General features: G+C 58.1%; 17 protein-coding genes. 12 read left to right on the forward strand and 5 right to left on the reverse strand.

Features of this window, described 5'->3' with window-relative positions; genetic code table 11:
- The first annotated feature begins 33 nt into the window (after positions 1-33).
- Positions 34-537 carry a DUF1697 domain-containing protein gene (locus ACXJGX_RS13800; RefSeq protein WP_474782886.1) on the forward strand — a complete coding sequence of 168 codons (504 nt, stop codon included), beginning with the start codon at positions 34-36 and terminating at the stop codon, positions 535-537.
- Positions 538-730: 193 nt separating this feature from the next.
- Here the strand turns inward: ACXJGX_RS13800 and ACXJGX_RS13805 are convergent, their stop codons facing one another.
- Both ACXJGX_RS13805 and ACXJGX_RS13810 read right to left on the reverse strand, forming a co-directional pair.
- Positions 731-1,177 carry a DUF2971 domain-containing protein gene (locus ACXJGX_RS13805; RefSeq protein WP_474782657.1) on the reverse strand — a complete coding sequence of 149 codons (447 nt, stop codon included), beginning with the start codon at positions 1,175-1,177 and terminating at the stop codon, positions 731-733.
- Positions 1,178-1,478: 301 nt separating this feature from the next.
- Positions 1,479-1,772 carry a hypothetical protein gene (locus ACXJGX_RS13810; RefSeq protein ID WP_474782659.1) on the reverse strand — a complete coding sequence of 98 codons (294 nt, stop codon included), beginning with the start codon at positions 1,770-1,772 and terminating at the stop codon, positions 1,479-1,481.
- Positions 1,773-1,830: 58 nt separating this feature from the next.
- On the opposite strand from ACXJGX_RS13810, the gene cysS reads away from it, so the two are divergent.
- Genes cysS through ACXJGX_RS13825 form a run of 3 tightly spaced genes read left to right on the forward strand, consistent with a single transcriptional unit; the run spans position 1,831 to position 5,680 of the window.
- The gene (gene cysS / locus ACXJGX_RS13815; RefSeq protein WP_474782661.1) at positions 1,831-3,264 is read left to right on the forward strand and encodes a cysteine--tRNA ligase; all 1,434 of its coding nucleotides are present in this window, start codon (positions 1,831-1,833) and stop codon (positions 3,262-3,264) included.
- On the forward strand, positions 3,264-4,883 hold the full coding sequence (gene cimA, locus ACXJGX_RS13820; RefSeq protein WP_474782663.1) for a citramalate synthase: 1,620 nt from the start codon (positions 3,264-3,266) through the stop codon (positions 4,881-4,883). The genes cysS and cimA overlap by 1 nt, the downstream gene beginning before the upstream one ends.
- Before the next feature lie 29 nt (positions 4,884-4,912).
- Complete coding sequence (locus ACXJGX_RS13825; protein WP_474782665.1) at positions 4,913-5,680, forward strand: squalene/phytoene synthase family protein; 768 nt, start codon at positions 4,913-4,915, stop codon at positions 5,678-5,680.
- Position 5,681: 1 nt separating this feature from the next.
- On the opposite strand, the gene ACXJGX_RS13830 is transcribed toward ACXJGX_RS13825, so the two are convergent.
- Genes ACXJGX_RS13830 through cobA form a run of 3 tightly spaced genes read right to left on the reverse strand, consistent with a single transcriptional unit; the run spans position 5,682 to position 9,100 of the window.
- Positions 5,682-6,899, reverse strand: a complete 1,218-nt coding sequence (locus ACXJGX_RS13830) for an MFS transporter (protein ID WP_474782667.1) — start codon at positions 6,897-6,899, stop codon at positions 5,682-5,684.
- Positions 6,900-6,938: 39 nt separating this feature from the next.
- Entirely contained in the window at positions 6,939-8,189 is a 1,251-nt protein-coding gene (locus ACXJGX_RS13835; RefSeq protein ID WP_474782669.1) for a cobyrinate a,c-diamide synthase, read from the reverse strand.
- A gap of 59 nt (positions 8,190-8,248) precedes the next feature.
- Entirely contained in the window at positions 8,249-9,100 is an 852-nt protein-coding gene (cobA, locus tag ACXJGX_RS13840; RefSeq protein ID WP_474782671.1) for a uroporphyrinogen-III C-methyltransferase, read from the reverse strand.
- Between the two features lie 97 nt (positions 9,101-9,197).
- Between cobA and ACXJGX_RS13845 the strand changes: the two genes are divergently transcribed.
- From ACXJGX_RS13845 to pgl, 8 genes are all read left to right on the forward strand, one after another.
- The gene (locus ACXJGX_RS13845; RefSeq protein ID WP_474782673.1) at positions 9,198-10,244 is read left to right on the forward strand and encodes a cobalt-precorrin-5B (C(1))-methyltransferase; all 1,047 of its coding nucleotides are present in this window, start codon (positions 9,198-9,200) and stop codon (positions 10,242-10,244) included.
- On the forward strand, positions 10,241-10,963 hold the full coding sequence (locus ACXJGX_RS13850) for a cobalt-precorrin-6A reductase (protein ID WP_474782675.1): 723 nt from the start codon (positions 10,241-10,243) through the stop codon (positions 10,961-10,963). The genes ACXJGX_RS13845 and ACXJGX_RS13850 overlap by 4 nt, the downstream gene beginning before the upstream one ends.
- Complete coding sequence (locus ACXJGX_RS13855) at positions 10,960-11,589, forward strand: DNA-3-methyladenine glycosylase family protein (protein WP_474782677.1); 630 nt, start codon at positions 10,960-10,962, stop codon at positions 11,587-11,589. The genes ACXJGX_RS13850 and ACXJGX_RS13855 overlap by 4 nt, the downstream gene beginning before the upstream one ends.
- Positions 11,586-12,254, forward strand: a complete 669-nt coding sequence (locus tag ACXJGX_RS13860; protein WP_474782679.1) for an alpha/beta hydrolase — start codon at positions 11,586-11,588, stop codon at positions 12,252-12,254. The genes ACXJGX_RS13855 and ACXJGX_RS13860 overlap by 4 nt, the downstream gene beginning before the upstream one ends.
- An 85-nt stretch (positions 12,255-12,339) precedes the next feature.
- Positions 12,340-13,071, forward strand: coding sequence for a GGDEF domain-containing protein (locus ACXJGX_RS13865; protein ID WP_474782681.1), 732 nt, complete (start codon positions 12,340-12,342; stop codon positions 13,069-13,071).
- Positions 13,072-13,213: 142 nt separating this feature from the next.
- Complete coding sequence (locus ACXJGX_RS13870) at positions 13,214-13,798, forward strand: HNH endonuclease (RefSeq protein WP_474782888.1); 585 nt, start codon at positions 13,214-13,216, stop codon at positions 13,796-13,798.
- A gap of 84 nt (positions 13,799-13,882) precedes the next feature.
- A complete protein-coding gene (zwf, locus tag ACXJGX_RS13875) occupies positions 13,883-15,337 on the forward strand; it encodes a glucose-6-phosphate dehydrogenase (protein ID WP_474782683.1) in 1,455 nt (484 codons plus the stop codon).
- 41 nt (positions 15,338-15,378) lie between these two features.
- On the forward strand, positions 15,379-16,050 hold the full coding sequence (gene pgl, locus ACXJGX_RS13880; protein ID WP_474782685.1) for a 6-phosphogluconolactonase: 672 nt from the start codon (positions 15,379-15,381) through the stop codon (positions 16,048-16,050).

A 16,050-nucleotide genomic window follows, 5' to 3' on the forward strand; every position in this document is an offset into this window, starting at 1 on the left:
CGGCAGCGAAAGGGGCAGATTGTGCCAAAATATGTGGCTTTTTTAAGGGGCATCAATGTCGGCGGGAATTGCAAAATTCCCATGGCGGATCTGCGCCTGCTGTGCGCGGGCATTACGTCGGACCCTGGTGTGCGCAGCTATATTGGTTCTGGAAACCTTGTTTTCAACGCGACAGAGCCATTGGCCGATCAGATCGCAGGTGGCATCAAGGACAGGTTTGGATGTGATGTGCCAATCGTCGTGTTGGCAGCGTCAGAGATGCGTCAGGTGCTTGCCGATTGTCCCTATGCGGGTGCGGCGGGCAATACAGTGCATGGGTATTTATGCCTTGAAACACCTACCGTCGATCGGGTGAAAATCGACAGCCTGAAAGCACCGACCGAACAGGTCTCGGTGATGGGCCGCACCGTTTGGCTGTTCGCGCCGGATGGGTTAGGGCGATCTAAATTGGCCGCAAAGATGGAGGCCTGTATCGGCCCGGCGACCGCACGCAATCTGAATACACTGACCAAGATGGTCAAGATGCTGGATGATTGATCGTTGCCCCGCAAAAGGTCAAAGCCAAGCGGCGCGGCGCATGTGACGCGCCCGACAGGCCGCGTTTGCAGTGATAAGACCAAGGCACGCAGCGCCCACGATCAAACACGACGTTCGTCGGACGGCAAATCAAGGTGTGTGATGCGAACTGAACCGACCGCCAAGGACTTGGTTAGTTTCGTTTCTACTTGCGCTATTGTGGGACCATTGCGAATTTACGGAACGATGGCCGCGCCGTGGCGAATTTCACTTGGTCTGACGGTTTGAGCAGGTCTCGTATATCTTTGCTAGAGTATTTTGATTTGGCACCAAGGATAACCTCTCTAAGGATTAGGTCGTGATTAAAGTGGGCGAAAAAGATGGCTGATGGATCATCCAGTTTCGACCGCTTTTCTGTGTCATCAAGTGAAAACCAATAACGCCATTCCTGCTCATACTCCCAGTGAGTGCCCTTTGTTCGTTTTGCGATACCTTGCATCTTTTGATTATACTCAGTGTCGTTCAAAAGCCGCTCGTCTATCTCAATTAGCTCGTTCACATAGATGATCTTGTCGCCGTATCTTGTTGATGCATCACGATAAACTGGCAAGTCAAAGCCAAGGCATACCCCCTTGTGATTATCCGCGTAATGAGCCCACATGGTTGGAACGCTCCAGCCTTCTGAGAAGGATACGAAACCTTGTGTCTTCGAATTTTTTTTATGGCCTTACCCCAAGCCGCGCTGAGGTTGTGCCCCTGTGTGCCTTCGCCAAAATCAAAAGGTCTCAATTCAAACAAATCATTTACTGAGTCAGGAAATGCTAATTTCAGACGTCGTTTTTGTATGTTTTCAAACCCAAACTTATCGTTGACGAAATGGTATAATCTTATCGTTTTTGACATTATCTACCCCGAAATTTTTATCTGTCCGAAAATCACAACAACGTCGCTTAAAAACGAGGTTAGATTATTTCAGGACCTAAGGCTTTAACGCGTGTCTGGGCTGTTTCCTTGCATTCGCCGCTCTTCATGCGGAAAGAAGCGTTGCCACATTTTTTGCCTTTGGTTCGGATTTTTGTGCAGGCCTCATTGCTGTTCATAACATCGGGTTGAACGCTGCGCCCTTTGGCCATCTGCGTGCGCATGAAATGCTGGACGCTTCGCATTTTCGCTGCTATCTGAGTTGCATGAAGAGCATTTGCATCATTCTCTGCTGCATTATTACCTGCTGACAAAGTCGCGGGCTGCTCTTTCACGTTTCCTTCAAATGCTGAACTTGGTAAGCCCGCCGGCGAAACCCGTGCGTGAGGCGTTATGACAATTATCCGGCTGCAAAATACAAAATCCCGCAAACGCGAGGAATTTGAACCGATCGACCCGACAAACGTGCGGATGTATTTGTGCGGACCGACGGTCTATGACCGCGCGCACCTTGGCAATTCCCGCAATGTGCTGGTGTTTGATGTGCTGTTTCGGCTGCTGCGCCATGTGTACGGGGCGGATCATGTGACCTATGTGCGCAATTTCACCGACGTTGACGATAAGATCAACGCGCGCGCTGCCGAAAGTGGTCGTGCGATTGGCGATATCACTGCGGAAACCATCGTTTGGTATCATGCGGATATGGATGCGCTGGGGGCGATGCGCCCGACGCACGAACCGCGTGCCACGCATTACATTGCGCAGATGATCGCGATGATCGCGGATTTGATCGACAAGGGACACGCCTACGAGGCTGAAGGCCATGTGCTGTTTTCCGTCGAAAGCTATGCAGATTACGGCGCGCTGTCGGGCCGGTCGATTGACGATATGATCGCGGGCGCACGGGTCGAGGTGGCACCATATAAACGCAATCCGATGGATTTTGTCCTGTGGAAACCATCGGGTGATGGTGTGCCGGGGTGGACCAGCCCATGGGGCTATGGCCGTCCGGGCTGGCATATTGAATGCTCGGCCATGGCGTATGATCTGCTCGGTGAAAGCTTTGACATTCACGGCGGCGGCAATGATTTGCAGTTCCCGCACCATGAAAACGAGATCGCACAAAGTGCCTGCGCCCATCCGCATGGCGCATTCGCCCGCTATTGGATCCACAACGAGATGTTGCAGGTCGAGGGCAAGAAAATGTCCAAATCCTTGGGCAATTTCTTTACCATCCGTGACCTGCTGGATCAGGGCATCCCCGGCGAGGTGATCCGGTTGGTGATGCTGGGCACGCACTACGGCAAGACGATGGACTGGACAGAGGCGCGCCGTGCCGAAGCCGAAGCCACGTTGCGCAAGTGGTACGGCATTTTGCAGGGGCATGGATTCGGGCCTGACCTGATTGCGGCACTGCGTGCCGATGGCAAATGGCAGCCAGACGCCGAATTTATCGGTGTGCTGGCGAATGATCTGAATACATCGGGTGCATTGTCGCGCCTGCACGTGTTGTCGAAAGGCAAGACGCCTGCGGCGCTCGCCGGGTTCGCGCATGGCATGGACATGCTGGGTCTGGTCAATGACTGGTCAGACATTCCGATGTTTGACGGTGGTGAGGCGGGCCCTGATGTGGCCCCCGCGGTTGCGGCGCGGGTTGATGCGCTGCTGGCGGATCGTGCCTCGGCGCGCGCGGCCAAAGATTGGGACCGTGCCGATGAAGTCCGTGATATTTTGAACGCAGCTGGCGTACAGGTAACGGATGTCGGCGGGCAGGCGACCTGGGCGCCGGGACCTGATTTTGATGCAGCCAAGCTGGGGGATTTCTGATGCCCAAAGAACGGCTTTATCTTTTTGACACCACCCTGCGCGACGGGGCGCAGACCCAAGGCGTGCAGTTTTCAGCCGGTGAAAAGCGGCAGATCACGGCTGTTCTTGATAGGCTAGGCGTGGATTACATCGAAGGTGGCTGGCCGGGGGCAAACCCGACCGACACCGAATTTTTCGCCAACCCGCCCGAAACCCGCGCCACGATGACCGCGTTTGGTATGACCAAGCGGTTGGGCCGGTCGGCCGAAAATGATGACATTCTGGCGGGGGTCATCAATGCAGGGACGCCTGCGGTGTGTTTGGTGGGAAAATCGCATGATTTTCACGTCACCACGGCGCTGGGGATCACGCTGGACGAAAACACCGAAAACCTGCGCGCAAGCTTTGCCTATCTGACAGCGCAGGGCCGCGAGGGATTGTTTGACGCCGAGCATTTTTTTGATGGCTATAAATCCAACCCCGGTTATGCGCTTGAGGCGGTGCATGCGGCTTATGGCGCCGGTGCGCGTTGGATTGTGCTGTGCGACACCAATGGTGGCACCTTGCCCCATGAGGTCAGTGCGATTGTGACTGCCGTGATTGCCAGCGGCATTCCCGGCGATCATCTGGCGATCCATACCCATAATGACACCGAAAACGCTGTGGCCAATAGTTTGGCCGCGGTGATGGCGGGTTGTCGACAAATTCAGGGAACGTTGAACGGGTTGGGAGAACGCTGTGGCAATGCCAATCTGACGACCTTGATCCCGACATTGTTGCTGAAGGAGCCGTTCGCAAGCCAGTTTGAAACGGGCGTCACGCCTGATGCGCTGAAAGGATTGCGCAAGGCGTCGCGGATGCTGGATGATATTTTGAACCGGGTGCCTGCGAAACAGGCGGCATATGTCGGCGCGTCGGCCTTTGCGCATAAGTCGGGGCTGCATGCCTCTGCCATTGCGAAAGACCCATCGACATATGAACACATCGACCCTGCCTGCGTCGGCAACAGCCGGATTGTGCCGATGTCGAACCAAGCCGGGCAGTCGAACCTGAAAGCGCGTCTTGCTGATGCAGGCATCGCGGTGGAATTGGGCAATCCGGCGCTCGCGCGGATTGTGGAACGCATCAAAGAAAAAGAGGCGCAGGGCTATTCCTATGACACGGCGCAGGCCAGCTTTGAACTGCTGGCCCGCAAGGAACTGGGGCTGCTGCCCGAGTTTTTCGAGGTCAAACGCTACCGCGTCACCATCGAGAGGCGCCGCAACAAGCGTGGTCGCATGGTATCCCTGTCCGAGGCAGTGGTCGTGACCAAGGTGAACGGCGAACGGTTCCTGAATGTATCAGAAAGCCAAGGCCCTGATGGCAGCGACCAAGGCCCGGTGAACGCGCTGTCGCGGGCCTTGTCCAAGGATTTGGGCCCTTACCAGCAATATATCGAAGATATGCAACTGGTGGATTTTAAGGTTCGTATCACCAATGGCGGTACAGAGGCGGTCACCCGCGTCATCATCGACAGTGAGGATGGGCAGGGGAATACTTGGTCGACCGTGGGCGTCAGTGCCAACATTGTCGATGCGTCTTTTGATGCGCTGGTCGATGCGATCAATTGGAAACTGATCCGCGATGGCGCGAAGGTCTGATTTTTGAGTATTTATGGCAAGATGATACGATGAGTTTGCATGCCTGCGCAGCCTTGGTTGAAAAAGCCGACCCGGAGCGGTTCCGCGCGACGATGGCGGCACCTGTCGCGGCGCGCCGCGTCCTGTTTGCGCTTTATTCATTCAACGTCGAGGTGGCCCGTGCGCCTTGGGTGACCCAAGAGCCGATGATCGCTGAGATGCGTTTGCAGTGGTGGCGCGATGCGTTGAGTGAAATTGAGAATGGTGTAAAGCCCCGTAAGCACGAGGTTGTGGATGCCCTGTCTGACGTGCTGGATGCCGAAGGCGCGCGCGTTCTGGATGGGTTGATTGCGGCGCGCCGATGGGATTGCTACAAAGACCCGTTTGAAGACACGGCGCATTTTGACAGCTATATTGATGCCACATCGGGCCATTTGATGTGGACAGCGGCGCGGCTGCTGGGCGCAACAGCCGAGACTGTTGTGCGCAATTTTGCCTATGGCGTCGGGGTGGCCAATCTGTTGCGTGCGATTCCTGATCTTGAGGACCGCAACCGAATGCCGCTTTTGGATGGATCAGAGGCCGGGGTGCTGGCGCTGGCGCAACAGGGCGAACAGCGGCTGCAATCAGCAATCAAAGCCAGAGCACAGGTGCTGCCACCAGCCGGGGCGGCAATGGCCGCGGGTTATCTTGCGCGCCCGGTATTGCGACAGGTGCGCAAAGACCCGGGCAAAGTGGCGCGCGGCGCGCTTGGCTTGCCGCCGTTGCGCGAACATCTGCGGTTCACCCATGTGGCGCTGCGGGGGTGGTGGCGTTAGGTCAGATGCCTGCGCGCGGCTGCCGTGCCAGCCAAATGAGCGCGCCGCCTGCCAGCGCCAAAAACGGGATCATCGCGAGGTTTACCGCGGTCCAGCCTTCGATCGCACTGCCGCCCGAGCAGTTCATCAATCCGCCTGACGCCAGTGATGCCACTGTGACCATTCCAAAGACCATCATGTCGTTCATCCCCTGGACGAGGCCGCGTTCTTCGGGGCGGTGCGCGCCCGCGAGCATCGTGGTCGCGCCGATGAAGCCAAAGTTCCAGCCGATTCCCAGCAAGACAAGCGCGATGTAGAAGTTGGCCAGATCAACGCCAGACAGTGCCACGATCCCTGCGCCGCCAAGAATGATCAGCCCGGCCGCGACGATTTTTTGCGTGCCGAACCGTGCGATCAGGTGTCCGGTAAAGAACGACGGCACATACATCGCCAGCACGTGCGCTGACACGATGTCGGAGGCATAGTTTTTGTCGAAACCACAGCCAACGACGGCCAGCGGCGTCGAGGTCATCACAAGGTTCATCAGTGCATAGGAGACCATTGCGCAGATAATCGCGACCAGCACCCGTGGTTCGCGCAACAACGCCATGCGGCTGCGCCCGACAATGGGGTCTTCGATTTTGGGGCTATTGCGCGACCCTTTTGGCAGGTCGAGGAAGAAAAACAGCAACATGCCCCCAAGGTTCAGCGCCGCGACAGCAAGGTAGGTGCCCAAAAATGGCACGGCATACGCGTCTTGGACCACTTTGTTCAACTGCGGCCCGACGATGGCAGACAGCAAGCCGCCCGCCATGACGTAAGAGATGGCTTTGGGCCGGAACGCATCTGATGCTGTGTCCGTCGCAGCGAAACGGAAAAATCCCTGCGATGACATATAGATACCGGTCAAATATGATCCAGCGAGCAAAATGGCAAAAGAGGCAAAGTAAAGCCCGGCTGCGGCGATCAGCGCGCCGAGCGCCCCCGCCAGCGCCCCGAGGAAAAATCCGAAGCGCCGACCGCGTCGCTGCATCAGCGGGCTGAGCCAGGGCGCCGTGGTCATCGACCCGAAGACGATGAACGAGATCGGCAAAGTGGCAAGACAGGGGTTTGGCGCATACATGCCGCCCGCAAGCCCGCCGATTACAAAGATCATCGGCATTTGCGCGCCAAGGATGGCTTGGGCTAGGACCAAGACGGCGACGTTACGTTTTGCGCGGGTATCGTTTATCATTTCCATAGCGGTATCGGTAAGGCGCGATTTGGCCCAAGGCAATGGTCATTCAGCCGCGTCGATCAGATGGCCGAATGACCCCGACACCCTGCCGTTGATCAGGCCCATCGCGGGCAGTGGCGCGGCTTCGGCATCTTGTGCGGTGAACAGCGGATCGCCAATTGCTTGCAGGGTGGTCGCATAGTGGAATTCGTGGCCGGTCCATGCGCCGCACATGATGCCTTTGGTGGCGGTGAGATGCCTGTAACCCAGGTGCAGTTTGCGACGGGCAAAGGATGTTTCAAGCCCCAGCAGCCCCGCCATCGCGTGTCGCTGTCCGTCCGCGTCGATCAATCCTTGACCGAGCACCATATACCCGCCGCATTCACCATAGATATGGGCTGGGCTGTTGCGCAGGCTATCGAGAAAGGTGCTGTTGGTGGCGATCCGTCCGGCGTGCAGTTCGGGATAGCCGCCGGGCAGGTAAATCACGTCAGCCGTCGGGGCCGGTTCGTCGGCGAGCGGCGAAAAGAATGACACCTGTGCCCCGGCGCTGCGCCAGTCGTTCAACAGGTGCGGATAGCAAAAGGCAAACGCGGCGTCTTGGGCCACTGCGATCGTTTGGCCGGGTGGTGGGATGGGTTTGCTGTTGGCGGGTAACAGCGGTGCAGTGTGCAGGCGCATGAGCCCGTCGAGGTCAAGATGGCGCGCCATCAGATCGCCCGCCCGGTCAAGATATGCATCAAGATCAGCGTGTTCGGTTGCTTGCACAAGACCGAGGTGACGCGATGGATGATGCAGGTCGGGTGTTCGGGGAATTGCGCCGAAAATCCGCACATCTTGCAGGGCGCGCCGCAGCATGGATTCGTGCCGGGCGGAGCCCACGTTGTTCAAAATGACGCCTGCGATTTTGACCTGCGGGTCGTGGTTGATGAAACCCGCCGCAAGCGCCGCGACAGACCCGGCCATTTTTCCGGCATCAATCACCAAAACCACGGGCAGGTGCAGGATGCGTGCCAGATCGGCGCAGGCCCCTTTGCCGTCAGGTGGCGCGCCGTCGAACAGGCCCATTGCGCCCTCTACGATCAGGGGTGTCGGACCTGCCGCCAATGATCTGACCCGATCTGGTGTCATCGCCCAGGCATCGAGGTTCAGGCAGGTCTGTCCGCAGGCGGCGGCGTGAAACCGCGGGTCGATATAATCGGGGCCTGATTTTGCGGCGCGCACAGGGGTGCGGCGACTGATGGCGCGCAACACGCCAAGGGTAACAGTGGTTTTGCCGCTGCCCGAAGCGGGGGCGGCAATCAGAAAGCTCATGTGAGGCGGAGGCGTAGTGCGGCCTCCGGCGGGAGTATTTTGACCAAAGCGAGGGGCATTTAGGCCGTTTCAGCGGGCAGGCCGCGGTTCAGGGGGTCCAGATTGCGCGGCGGTTGACCTGATGCCATGCCTTGCCAGTCGAGCACCTGCCGCATCAGTACCGATTTGCCGACGCAGATGATGGCGGGCGGTTCCAGCCCCGATGCTGCAATGTCAGCAACCATGTTGCCCAAAGTGGTTTCAAGCACGTGTTGATCAGGCGTTGTGGCCGAGGTGACCACGGCCACGGGTTCATCCGCACCGCGCCCGGCCGCCAGCAGTTTATCGGCGATCTGGGCGATGTGTTTCATCCCCATGTAGATCACCAACACCTGACTACCTTTTGAAATACTGTCCCAATCGAGCGAACCGGGGGTGTTGCCCGATTGGTCATGTCCGGTCACGAAGGTCACCGATTGGTTGACGTCGCGGTGCGTGACCGGAATGCCGGCGTAAGCCAGCCCGCCGATTCCGGCGCTGATTCCCGGGATGATGCGCACGGGGACACCGTGTTGCACCAGTGTCTGCGCCTCTTCGCCGCCGCGCCCAAACACAAAAGGATCGCCGCCTTTTAGCCGCAGGACCTTTTTGCCAGCGCGTGCCAGATCAACCAGTTGCAGAGAGATGTCGCGCTGTTTTGCTGAGGGTTTGCCGCCGCGTTTGCCCGCGAAAATGTGTTCTGCTTGTGGCGCCCAATCAAGGATCACCTCTTGGACCAGCGCGTCATAGATGACCACGTCGGCCTGCCGCAGTGCGTTGGCGGCATGCAGCGTCAAGAGGCCCGGATCACCGGGGCCAGCGCCGCAGAGCCAAACCCAGCCGGGTTGCAGTTGCGGCCAGTCATAGGCGGGAAGGGAGGGTGTCAATGTCATGCCCCCTATATGCCGTTCGACGCGGGTTTTGGAAAGGTGCCAAACGACCATCATTTGCCGATTGGCGGCATCGGTGCCTGCGCCTATAGTCCTGCTGATGACACGCAAACCCACATCTGACTTGCGCCGTGGCTGGACCACGGGGGCCTGTGCGACAGCCGCCACCAAGGCGGCGTTGATCCGTCTGTGGGGCGGCGCATTTCCGGCTGAGGTGGGGATCACGTTGCCGAAGGGGGAAACCCCGGTTTTTCCGCTGGCTGTGGCCGAGGCTGGCGATGCGTGGGCGCGTGTCGGGATCACCAAAGATGCGGGTGACGATCCGGATGTGACACATGGCGCGTTGATTATCGTCACCGTGCGCCCGAGCGAATCTGGCGTGACCTTTCGCGCTGGCGCAGGGGTTGGGATGGTCACCAAGCCTGGTCTGCCGATTGCGGTGGGCGAACCTGCGATCAACCCGGTGCCGCGCCAGATGATGCAGGCTGTGGTTCACGAGATGGCCGCGCGTTTCGGCCAGCGCCACGATGTCGAGATCGAAGTTTCAATTCCCGATGGTGCTGCGATTGCGCTGAAAACGTGGAACCCAAGGTTGGGGATCGTCGGCGGCCTGTCGATTTTGGGTACGACCGGCGTTGTCCGCCCGTTTTCCTGCGCGGCGTGGATTGCATCGATCCACCGCGGAGTTGATGTGGCGCGTGCCGGTGGGCAGGCCCATGTTGCGGGGTGTACCGGCGCGACATCCGAATCCACCGTGCAGCGGCTATATAACCTGCCCGATCACGCGATGCTTGATATGGGGGATTTTGCGGGCGGTATGTTGAAATATCTGCGCAAACATCCTGTCGCGCGCGTCACCATCGGCGGTGGCATTGGAAAGATGGCGAAACTGGCGCAGGGGGCGGTCGATTTGCATTCGTCGCGGACCCAGGTGGATTTTGCGCAATTGGCCGAGTGGGCTGGAAATGATGATGTGCGCACCGCCAATACCGCGCTTGAAGCCTATACGATTGCGGGCGCACCTTTGGCCGCGCGGATTGCGCAAGAGGCCTGTGTCACGGCGCAAACCATGGTCGGTGACGCTGTGCAGATCGATACCGTCGTGATTGACCGTGCAGGCCATATTATCGCGAGGGCGGGCGGATGACGCTTTTGATTTTAGGTGGCACCGGGGATGCGCGCAGCATTGCGCAGGCTTTGATTGGGACGGATGCGGTGATTTCATTGGCCGGTGCGACCCGCAGCCCTGACCCGCTGCCGTTGCCGACACGCATTGGCGGTTTTGGCGGAGACGCGGGATTTCGCGATTATCTGCGCGATGCAGGAATAACTGCGGTATTGGATGCGACCCATCCGTTTGCCGATCGCATCACGGCGCGGTCGGCGCGGATCTGTGCAGAGATCGGGCTGCCGTATCTGCAATGCTTGCGGCCCGGTTGGACGCCAGAGCCCGGTGACGACTGGCGCGAAATCGCCCGAGAGGAAGAAGCGATGGCCCAGATCCCACCGGGGGCGACGGTGTTTTTGGGAACTGGACGGCAAACATTGGACCGCTTTGCCAACCTTGTCGGTCGCACGGTGATCTGTCGGCAGATTGATCCGCCGAGTGGTCCGTTCCCGTTTACGGGGGGGCGATTTTTGGTCGGGCGTCCGCCGTTTTCGGTCGGGGACGAGGTCGCGTTGTTCAGCGCGCTAGGCGTTGATTATCTGATTGTAAAGAATGCAGGGGGCGCGGCAAGCCGCACCAAACTGACGGCGGCCAAGCAATTGGGGATCCCCGTGCTGATGATCGCCCGCCCGCCGCAAGGTGACTGGCCAGTGGTTGATAGTGTGGATGCGGCGCTGGACTGGGTGCGCGGGTTGTGACCGGGCGCATTATTACCAGCGATGCCTGTGTGTCCGAAGGCGCTGCGTGGCTTTGCCAGCAAGAGCCGCGTTTTGCGGTGGCGATGCAAACCCTGCCACCCTTGCCACTGCGGCGCAAACCAGACGGGTTTGCAGAACTGCTGAGCGCGATTGTCAGCCAGCAGGTCAGTGTCGCGTCGGCCACTGCGATTTGGGGGCGTCTGCATGGTGCCGGTATGGTGACACCGACCGCAGTGTCGGCGGCAACCGAGGATGAATTGAAGATATTGGGCCTAAGCCGCCAAAAAGTACGCTATGCACAGGCGCTGGCCGCAGCGGGGATTGATTTTGAGGGTTTGCGCGCTTTGTCGACGCTGGACGTGGTCAAGACGCTGACGGCCGTGCCGGGTGTTGGTATCTGGACCGCCGAGATTTACGCGATGTTTTCACTGGGGCGCGCGGATGTGTTTGCGCCCGGTGATCTGGCGCTACAAGAAGCGGCCAAGTTGATGTTTGACCTGGATACGCGTCCATCAGAACGCGCCCTGCGCAAAATGGCGGAAGACTGGTCGCCGTGGCGATCGGTTGCGGCGCGCATCATGTGGGCCTACTACAAGCACAGCAAACAACGGGAAGGTATCAGATGACACGGGCACTTCAGGCGCAGCGGCGCGAACCAATTTCGGGCGAAATCCGGTCTTGCGTGGTGTTTTTGCACGGCTACGGCGCAAATGCAGCGGATTTGATCGGTCTTGCCGACCCTTTGGGCGAACATATGCCGGATACCTTGTTTATCGCGCCCGATGCACCGGAAGACTGCGCCGGGTCGCCGATGGGGTATCAGTGGTTTCCGATCCCGTGGATTGACGGATCATCCGAAGAAGAAAGCCGCGCAGGATTGGACCGCGCCGCGGCGGATCTGGACGCGTTTCTGGATGGTGTGATGGTTGACGAAGACCTGTTGCCCGAGCAGGTGATCGTGTTGGGCTTTTCGCAGGGCACAATGATGGCGCTGCATGTGGTGCCCCGCCGCGAAGACCCGGTTGCAGGGATTGTCGCGTTTTCGGGACGCCTGTTAGAGCCAGAATCCTTGGTTGACGATGTCCAAAGCCGCCCGGCGATTTTGCTGATCCATGGGGATCAAGACGAAGTGGTCCCGCCACAATCATTGCCACAAGCCGCTGAAACACTTCAAAATGCCGGCTGGACCGAAGTTTTCGCCCATATCATGAAGGGCACAGGCCACGGCATTGCCCCCGATGGATTGCAGGTGGCTTTGGCGTTCATGCGGGATCGGCTGGGGCTCGCCTGATCATTCACATTTCACCGTTCAGATTCACCAACTGGTAAGGGCGCTGCGCAATACTGATCCGACCGGGTTGTTTGGGTGGTTTTTTATGGTGCGATATACACCGTCTGTTGTGCGCTATTTGGCGCCGCACTCTGTGCTGGGGTGGCTTTGGCGGATTTGTGCGATCCTGAGCGCGCTAATTGTCGTTCAGATTTGTGTAAACGGGTATCGGCACCACGTTCTGACAGATGGAATTGCGCATCATATCGGGACGGTCGTCATGATTGGCGGACCTTTGTGTATCGCCCTGATGTGGGCGATGCGACAGCTTGACATTGCGGAACGAAGGTTGCAAGCTGTTGCGCAGATCGACCCCGTCACCGGGCTGTTCAATCGGGCAAACTTTAAGCAACGGCTTGCCCGCGCACTGCCCCAAAGCGGGGTGCTTCTTTTGGTGGATATCGATGATTTTCGCGGGTTGAACCAACGGCTTGGGTTTGATGCGGGCGATCTGTGTCTGCTGGCATTAGGGCAGCGGTGCCGCGAGGTTACCCGTACAAACGATATACTTGGGCGGCTTGAGGGCGCGGTGATCGCGATATATCTGCCGGGCGCGCCGGTCGAAATCGCGGTCGAGATCGCGGATCGGTTGACAGACGGGATTCATGTGATCGCCAGCACCTGTAATTTTAAGGCGACTGTTTCGGTTGGGGCCGTGATTGCACCCGGGTCAACCGCCGTTGATGCGCTGCTACAGCAAGCCACGACGGGTCTGGAGCGCGCAAAGCTGCGTGGACGGGCGCATGTGATTCTGCGCGGTTGGCCAAAAGCGGCCTGAATAGTCAGCAACAATTGTGATATGATCCGCACATGCTGGGGGTTGTCACATTTCTGACGCGATATATAGTCCTTAATTAACAGGACTGCGGGAACGCCGCTTTGCAGAGTTCCCGCGCTTCGTGTGTGGGATGTAAAATATGATGCAGGCAGATTTTCGAATAGATTTTGTCAGGGAGCCCGGCGCGCTCAAGCACTTTCCGGCGTTGGTGTTAAACGCGGACTATCGCCCGCTGTCCTATTACCCTTTGTCATTATGGCCGTGGCAAGAAGCGGTCAAAGCAGCGTGGCTTGATCGCGTTGATATCGTCAGCGAATACGACGAGGTCGTGCGAAGCCCGACGACAACGTTGCGCATTCCGTCGGTCGTTGTTTTAAGGGACTATGTGAAGCCGCAAAAACAGGTGGCATTCACGCGGTTCAACCTGTTCTTGCGCGATTCCTTTTGCTGCCAGTATTGTGGCAGCAAGGGTGATCTGACATTTGACCACGTCGTGCCACGTGCCGCTGGTGGGGTGACAAGCTGGGAAAACGTTGTCGCGGCCTGTAGCCCCTGTAACTTGCGCAAGGGGTCTAAGTCGTTGAAACAAAGCGGTATGAGCCTGCGTAAGCCGCCCGGACGACCCGTACCGGACCAATTACACAACGTTGGTCGCAAATTTCCGCCCAATCATCTGCACGAAAGTTGGGTGGATTATCTATATTGGGACGCGGAACTGGAAGCTTAGGTGTTTCTGGTGCTAGACTCGGGTCGCGACGCGGGGTAGATACGCGGCGTTAGCGCTAACGTATCCAGCAAAGCGGAGTAAGCTATGGTCTCTCGCGTCATTCCCGTTGAAACTTTCGATCTGGTCATTTTTGGCGGGACCGGTGATTTGGCACGGCGGAAAATCCTGCCAGGTCTATTCCGCCGGTTTCGGTCAGGGCAAATGCCTGAAGGGTCACGCATCATCGGTGCCGCCCGATCCGAACTGGACGCCGATGGCTATCGCCAGATGATCGCAGACGCGGTTGCCGAATTCGGCGGCCAAGAGGCAAGCGACAAGAAAGGCTTAGCGGCGTTTCTGTCGCGTCTCGATTATGTTGCGATCGACGCGATGGGCGAGGGTGGCTGGAAAGAACTGGCCGGTATCGTGCGCCAGGATGTCGTTCAGGCGTTTTACTTTTCGGTCGCGCCATCGCTGTTTGGCGATCTGGCAGAGCGGTTGCACACACACAATATCGCAAATGCCCAAAGCCGCATCGTGGTTGAAAAACCATTCGGTCGCGACCTCGAAACGGCGCGCGCGTTGAATGCGACGTTGGCTGCGCATTTTAATGAACGCCAGATTTACCGGATCGACCACTATCTGGGCAAAGAAACTGTGCAGAACCTGATGGCCGTGCGCTTTGGGAATATGCTGTTTGAACCGCTGTGGAACAACCACTACGTCGATCATATCCAAATTACGGTTGCCGAAACTGTCAGTGTCGGTGGCCGTGGCGCGTATTATGACAAATCCGGTGCGATGCGCGACATGGTGCAAAACCACCTGATGCAGCTGCTGTGTCTGATCGCGATGGAACCCCCAAGCCAGTTTGGCGCCGACGAAGTGCGCGACGAAAAGCTGAAGGTGATCCGTGCGTTGCAGCCGGTTGCGCCGCATCACATCGTGCGTGGTCAATACGACGCCAGTGCTGACGGCCCAAGCTATCGCGAAGATGCCGAAAATCCGCGCAGTTTCACCGAAAGCTTTATCGCGATGAAATGTAACATCGCAAACTGGCGGTGGGCTGGCGTACCATTCTACATCCGTACCGGCAAACGTATGAAGGCGCGGTCTTCGGAAATCACTGTTGTTTTCAAAGATCTTGGCCATTCGATTTTTGAAGGCGACGAGGCACGCCATCGCAACATTCTGTCGATCCGTTTGCAGCCCAACGAGGGTATGGATTTGCAAGTGACCATCAAAGAACCCGGTCCGGGCGGCATGCGGTTGATTGATGTGCCCTTGGACATGACGTTCGCTGATGCGCTTGGCCCCGACGCCGAGGAAGTGCCGGACGCCTATGAGCGCCTGATCATGGACGTGATCCGCGGCAACCAGACCTTGTTCATGCGCGGCGACGAAGTCGAGGCTGCTTGGCGATGGACCGACCCGTTGATCAAAGGTTGGGAGGCGCGCCATGATGTGCCAAAGCTGTACGATGCTGGGTCGAATGGCCCCGAAGACGCGATGGCGATGATCCACAGAGATGGAAGAAGATGGCGTGAAATCAAGGGCTAGGCCATTGATCTTTACCTAAATTAATTCAGAAAGGCCCGCTCATGAAGTTGCTGGAATATCCCGACGCGGAAATGATGATGATGGACTTGGCCGATACGTTGGCCAAGGAATTAAAGGGGGCGTTAAACAGCAATGACACCGCGTCATTGGCGGTGCCGGGTGGTACAACGCCGGGGCCGATTTTTGACAGCTTATGTGCTGTCAATTTGGATTGGTCCCGCGTGCATGTGATCTTGACCGATGAACGCTGGGTCCCCGAAGAGTCCGAGAGATCGAACACCCGTCTTTTGCGGCAGCGGCTGCTGGTGAACCACGCGGCGCAGGCCAATTACGTGCCGCTTTATGCGCCCGCCGAGACCCCAGAAGAAAAACTGCCAGCGCTGGCCAGCGATCTGGCCCGGGTTTTGCCGCTGACGGTGGCTTTATTGGGGATGGGTGCAGATATGCACACCGCATCGATTTTCCCCGGTGCGGATCAGTTGGACCTTGCCTTGAACGGCGACGACTTGCTTGTCGCGATGCGCGCCCCCGGCGCGCCAGAACCCCGCATCACACTGTCGGCAAAAGTGCTGAATGCGGCGATGCACCGCCATATCGTGATTATCGGGTCGGAAAAACGTGCAGCGCTGGAACGGTCGAAAACACTTTCTGCCGCAGAGGCGCCCGTTGCGGCGATTTTGAACGGTGCCACTGTACATTGGGCGGAGAAATAA

The sequence above is a fragment of the Yoonia sp. SWMV100 genome (assembly GCF_056108365.1).

Excerpts from the sequence above, each read along its gene's own strand:
- ACXJGX_RS13805 (WP_474782657.1), bottom strand. The coding sequence starts at position 1,177 with ATGTGGGCTCATTACGCGGATAATCACAAGGGGGTATGCCTTGGCTTT.
- pgl (WP_474782685.1), top strand. The coding sequence starts at position 15,379 with ATGAAGTTGCTGGAATATCCCGACGCGGAAATGATGATGATGGACTTG.
- ACXJGX_RS13845 (WP_474782673.1), top strand. The coding sequence starts at position 9,198 with ATGACACGCAAACCCACATCTGACTTGCGCCGTGGCTGGACCACGGGG.
- ACXJGX_RS13850 (WP_474782675.1), top strand. The coding sequence starts at position 10,241 with ATGACGCTTTTGATTTTAGGTGGCACCGGGGATGCGCGCAGCATTGCG.
- ACXJGX_RS13870 (WP_474782888.1), top strand. The coding sequence starts at position 13,214 with ATGCAGGCAGATTTTCGAATAGATTTTGTCAGGGAGCCCGGCGCGCTC.
- ACXJGX_RS13825 (WP_474782665.1), top strand. The coding sequence starts at position 4,913 with ATGAGTTTGCATGCCTGCGCAGCCTTGGTTGAAAAAGCCGACCCGGAG.
- cimA (WP_474782663.1), top strand. The coding sequence starts at position 3,264 with ATGCCCAAAGAACGGCTTTATCTTTTTGACACCACCCTGCGCGACGGG.
- ACXJGX_RS13865 (WP_474782681.1), top strand. The coding sequence starts at position 12,340 with ATGGTGCGATATACACCGTCTGTTGTGCGCTATTTGGCGCCGCACTCT.
- cysS (WP_474782661.1), top strand. The coding sequence starts at position 1,831 with ATGACAATTATCCGGCTGCAAAATACAAAATCCCGCAAACGCGAGGAA.
- ACXJGX_RS13860 (WP_474782679.1), top strand. The coding sequence starts at position 11,586 with ATGACACGGGCACTTCAGGCGCAGCGGCGCGAACCAATTTCGGGCGAA.
- zwf (WP_474782683.1), top strand. The coding sequence starts at position 13,883 with ATGGTCTCTCGCGTCATTCCCGTTGAAACTTTCGATCTGGTCATTTTT.
- ACXJGX_RS13830 (WP_474782667.1), bottom strand. The coding sequence starts at position 6,899 with ATGGAAATGATAAACGATACCCGCGCAAAACGTAACGTCGCCGTCTTG.
- ACXJGX_RS13835 (WP_474782669.1), bottom strand. The coding sequence starts at position 8,189 with ATGAGCTTTCTGATTGCCGCCCCCGCTTCGGGCAGCGGCAAAACCACT.
- cobA (WP_474782671.1), bottom strand. The coding sequence starts at position 9,100 with ATGACATTGACACCCTCCCTTCCCGCCTATGACTGGCCGCAACTGCAA.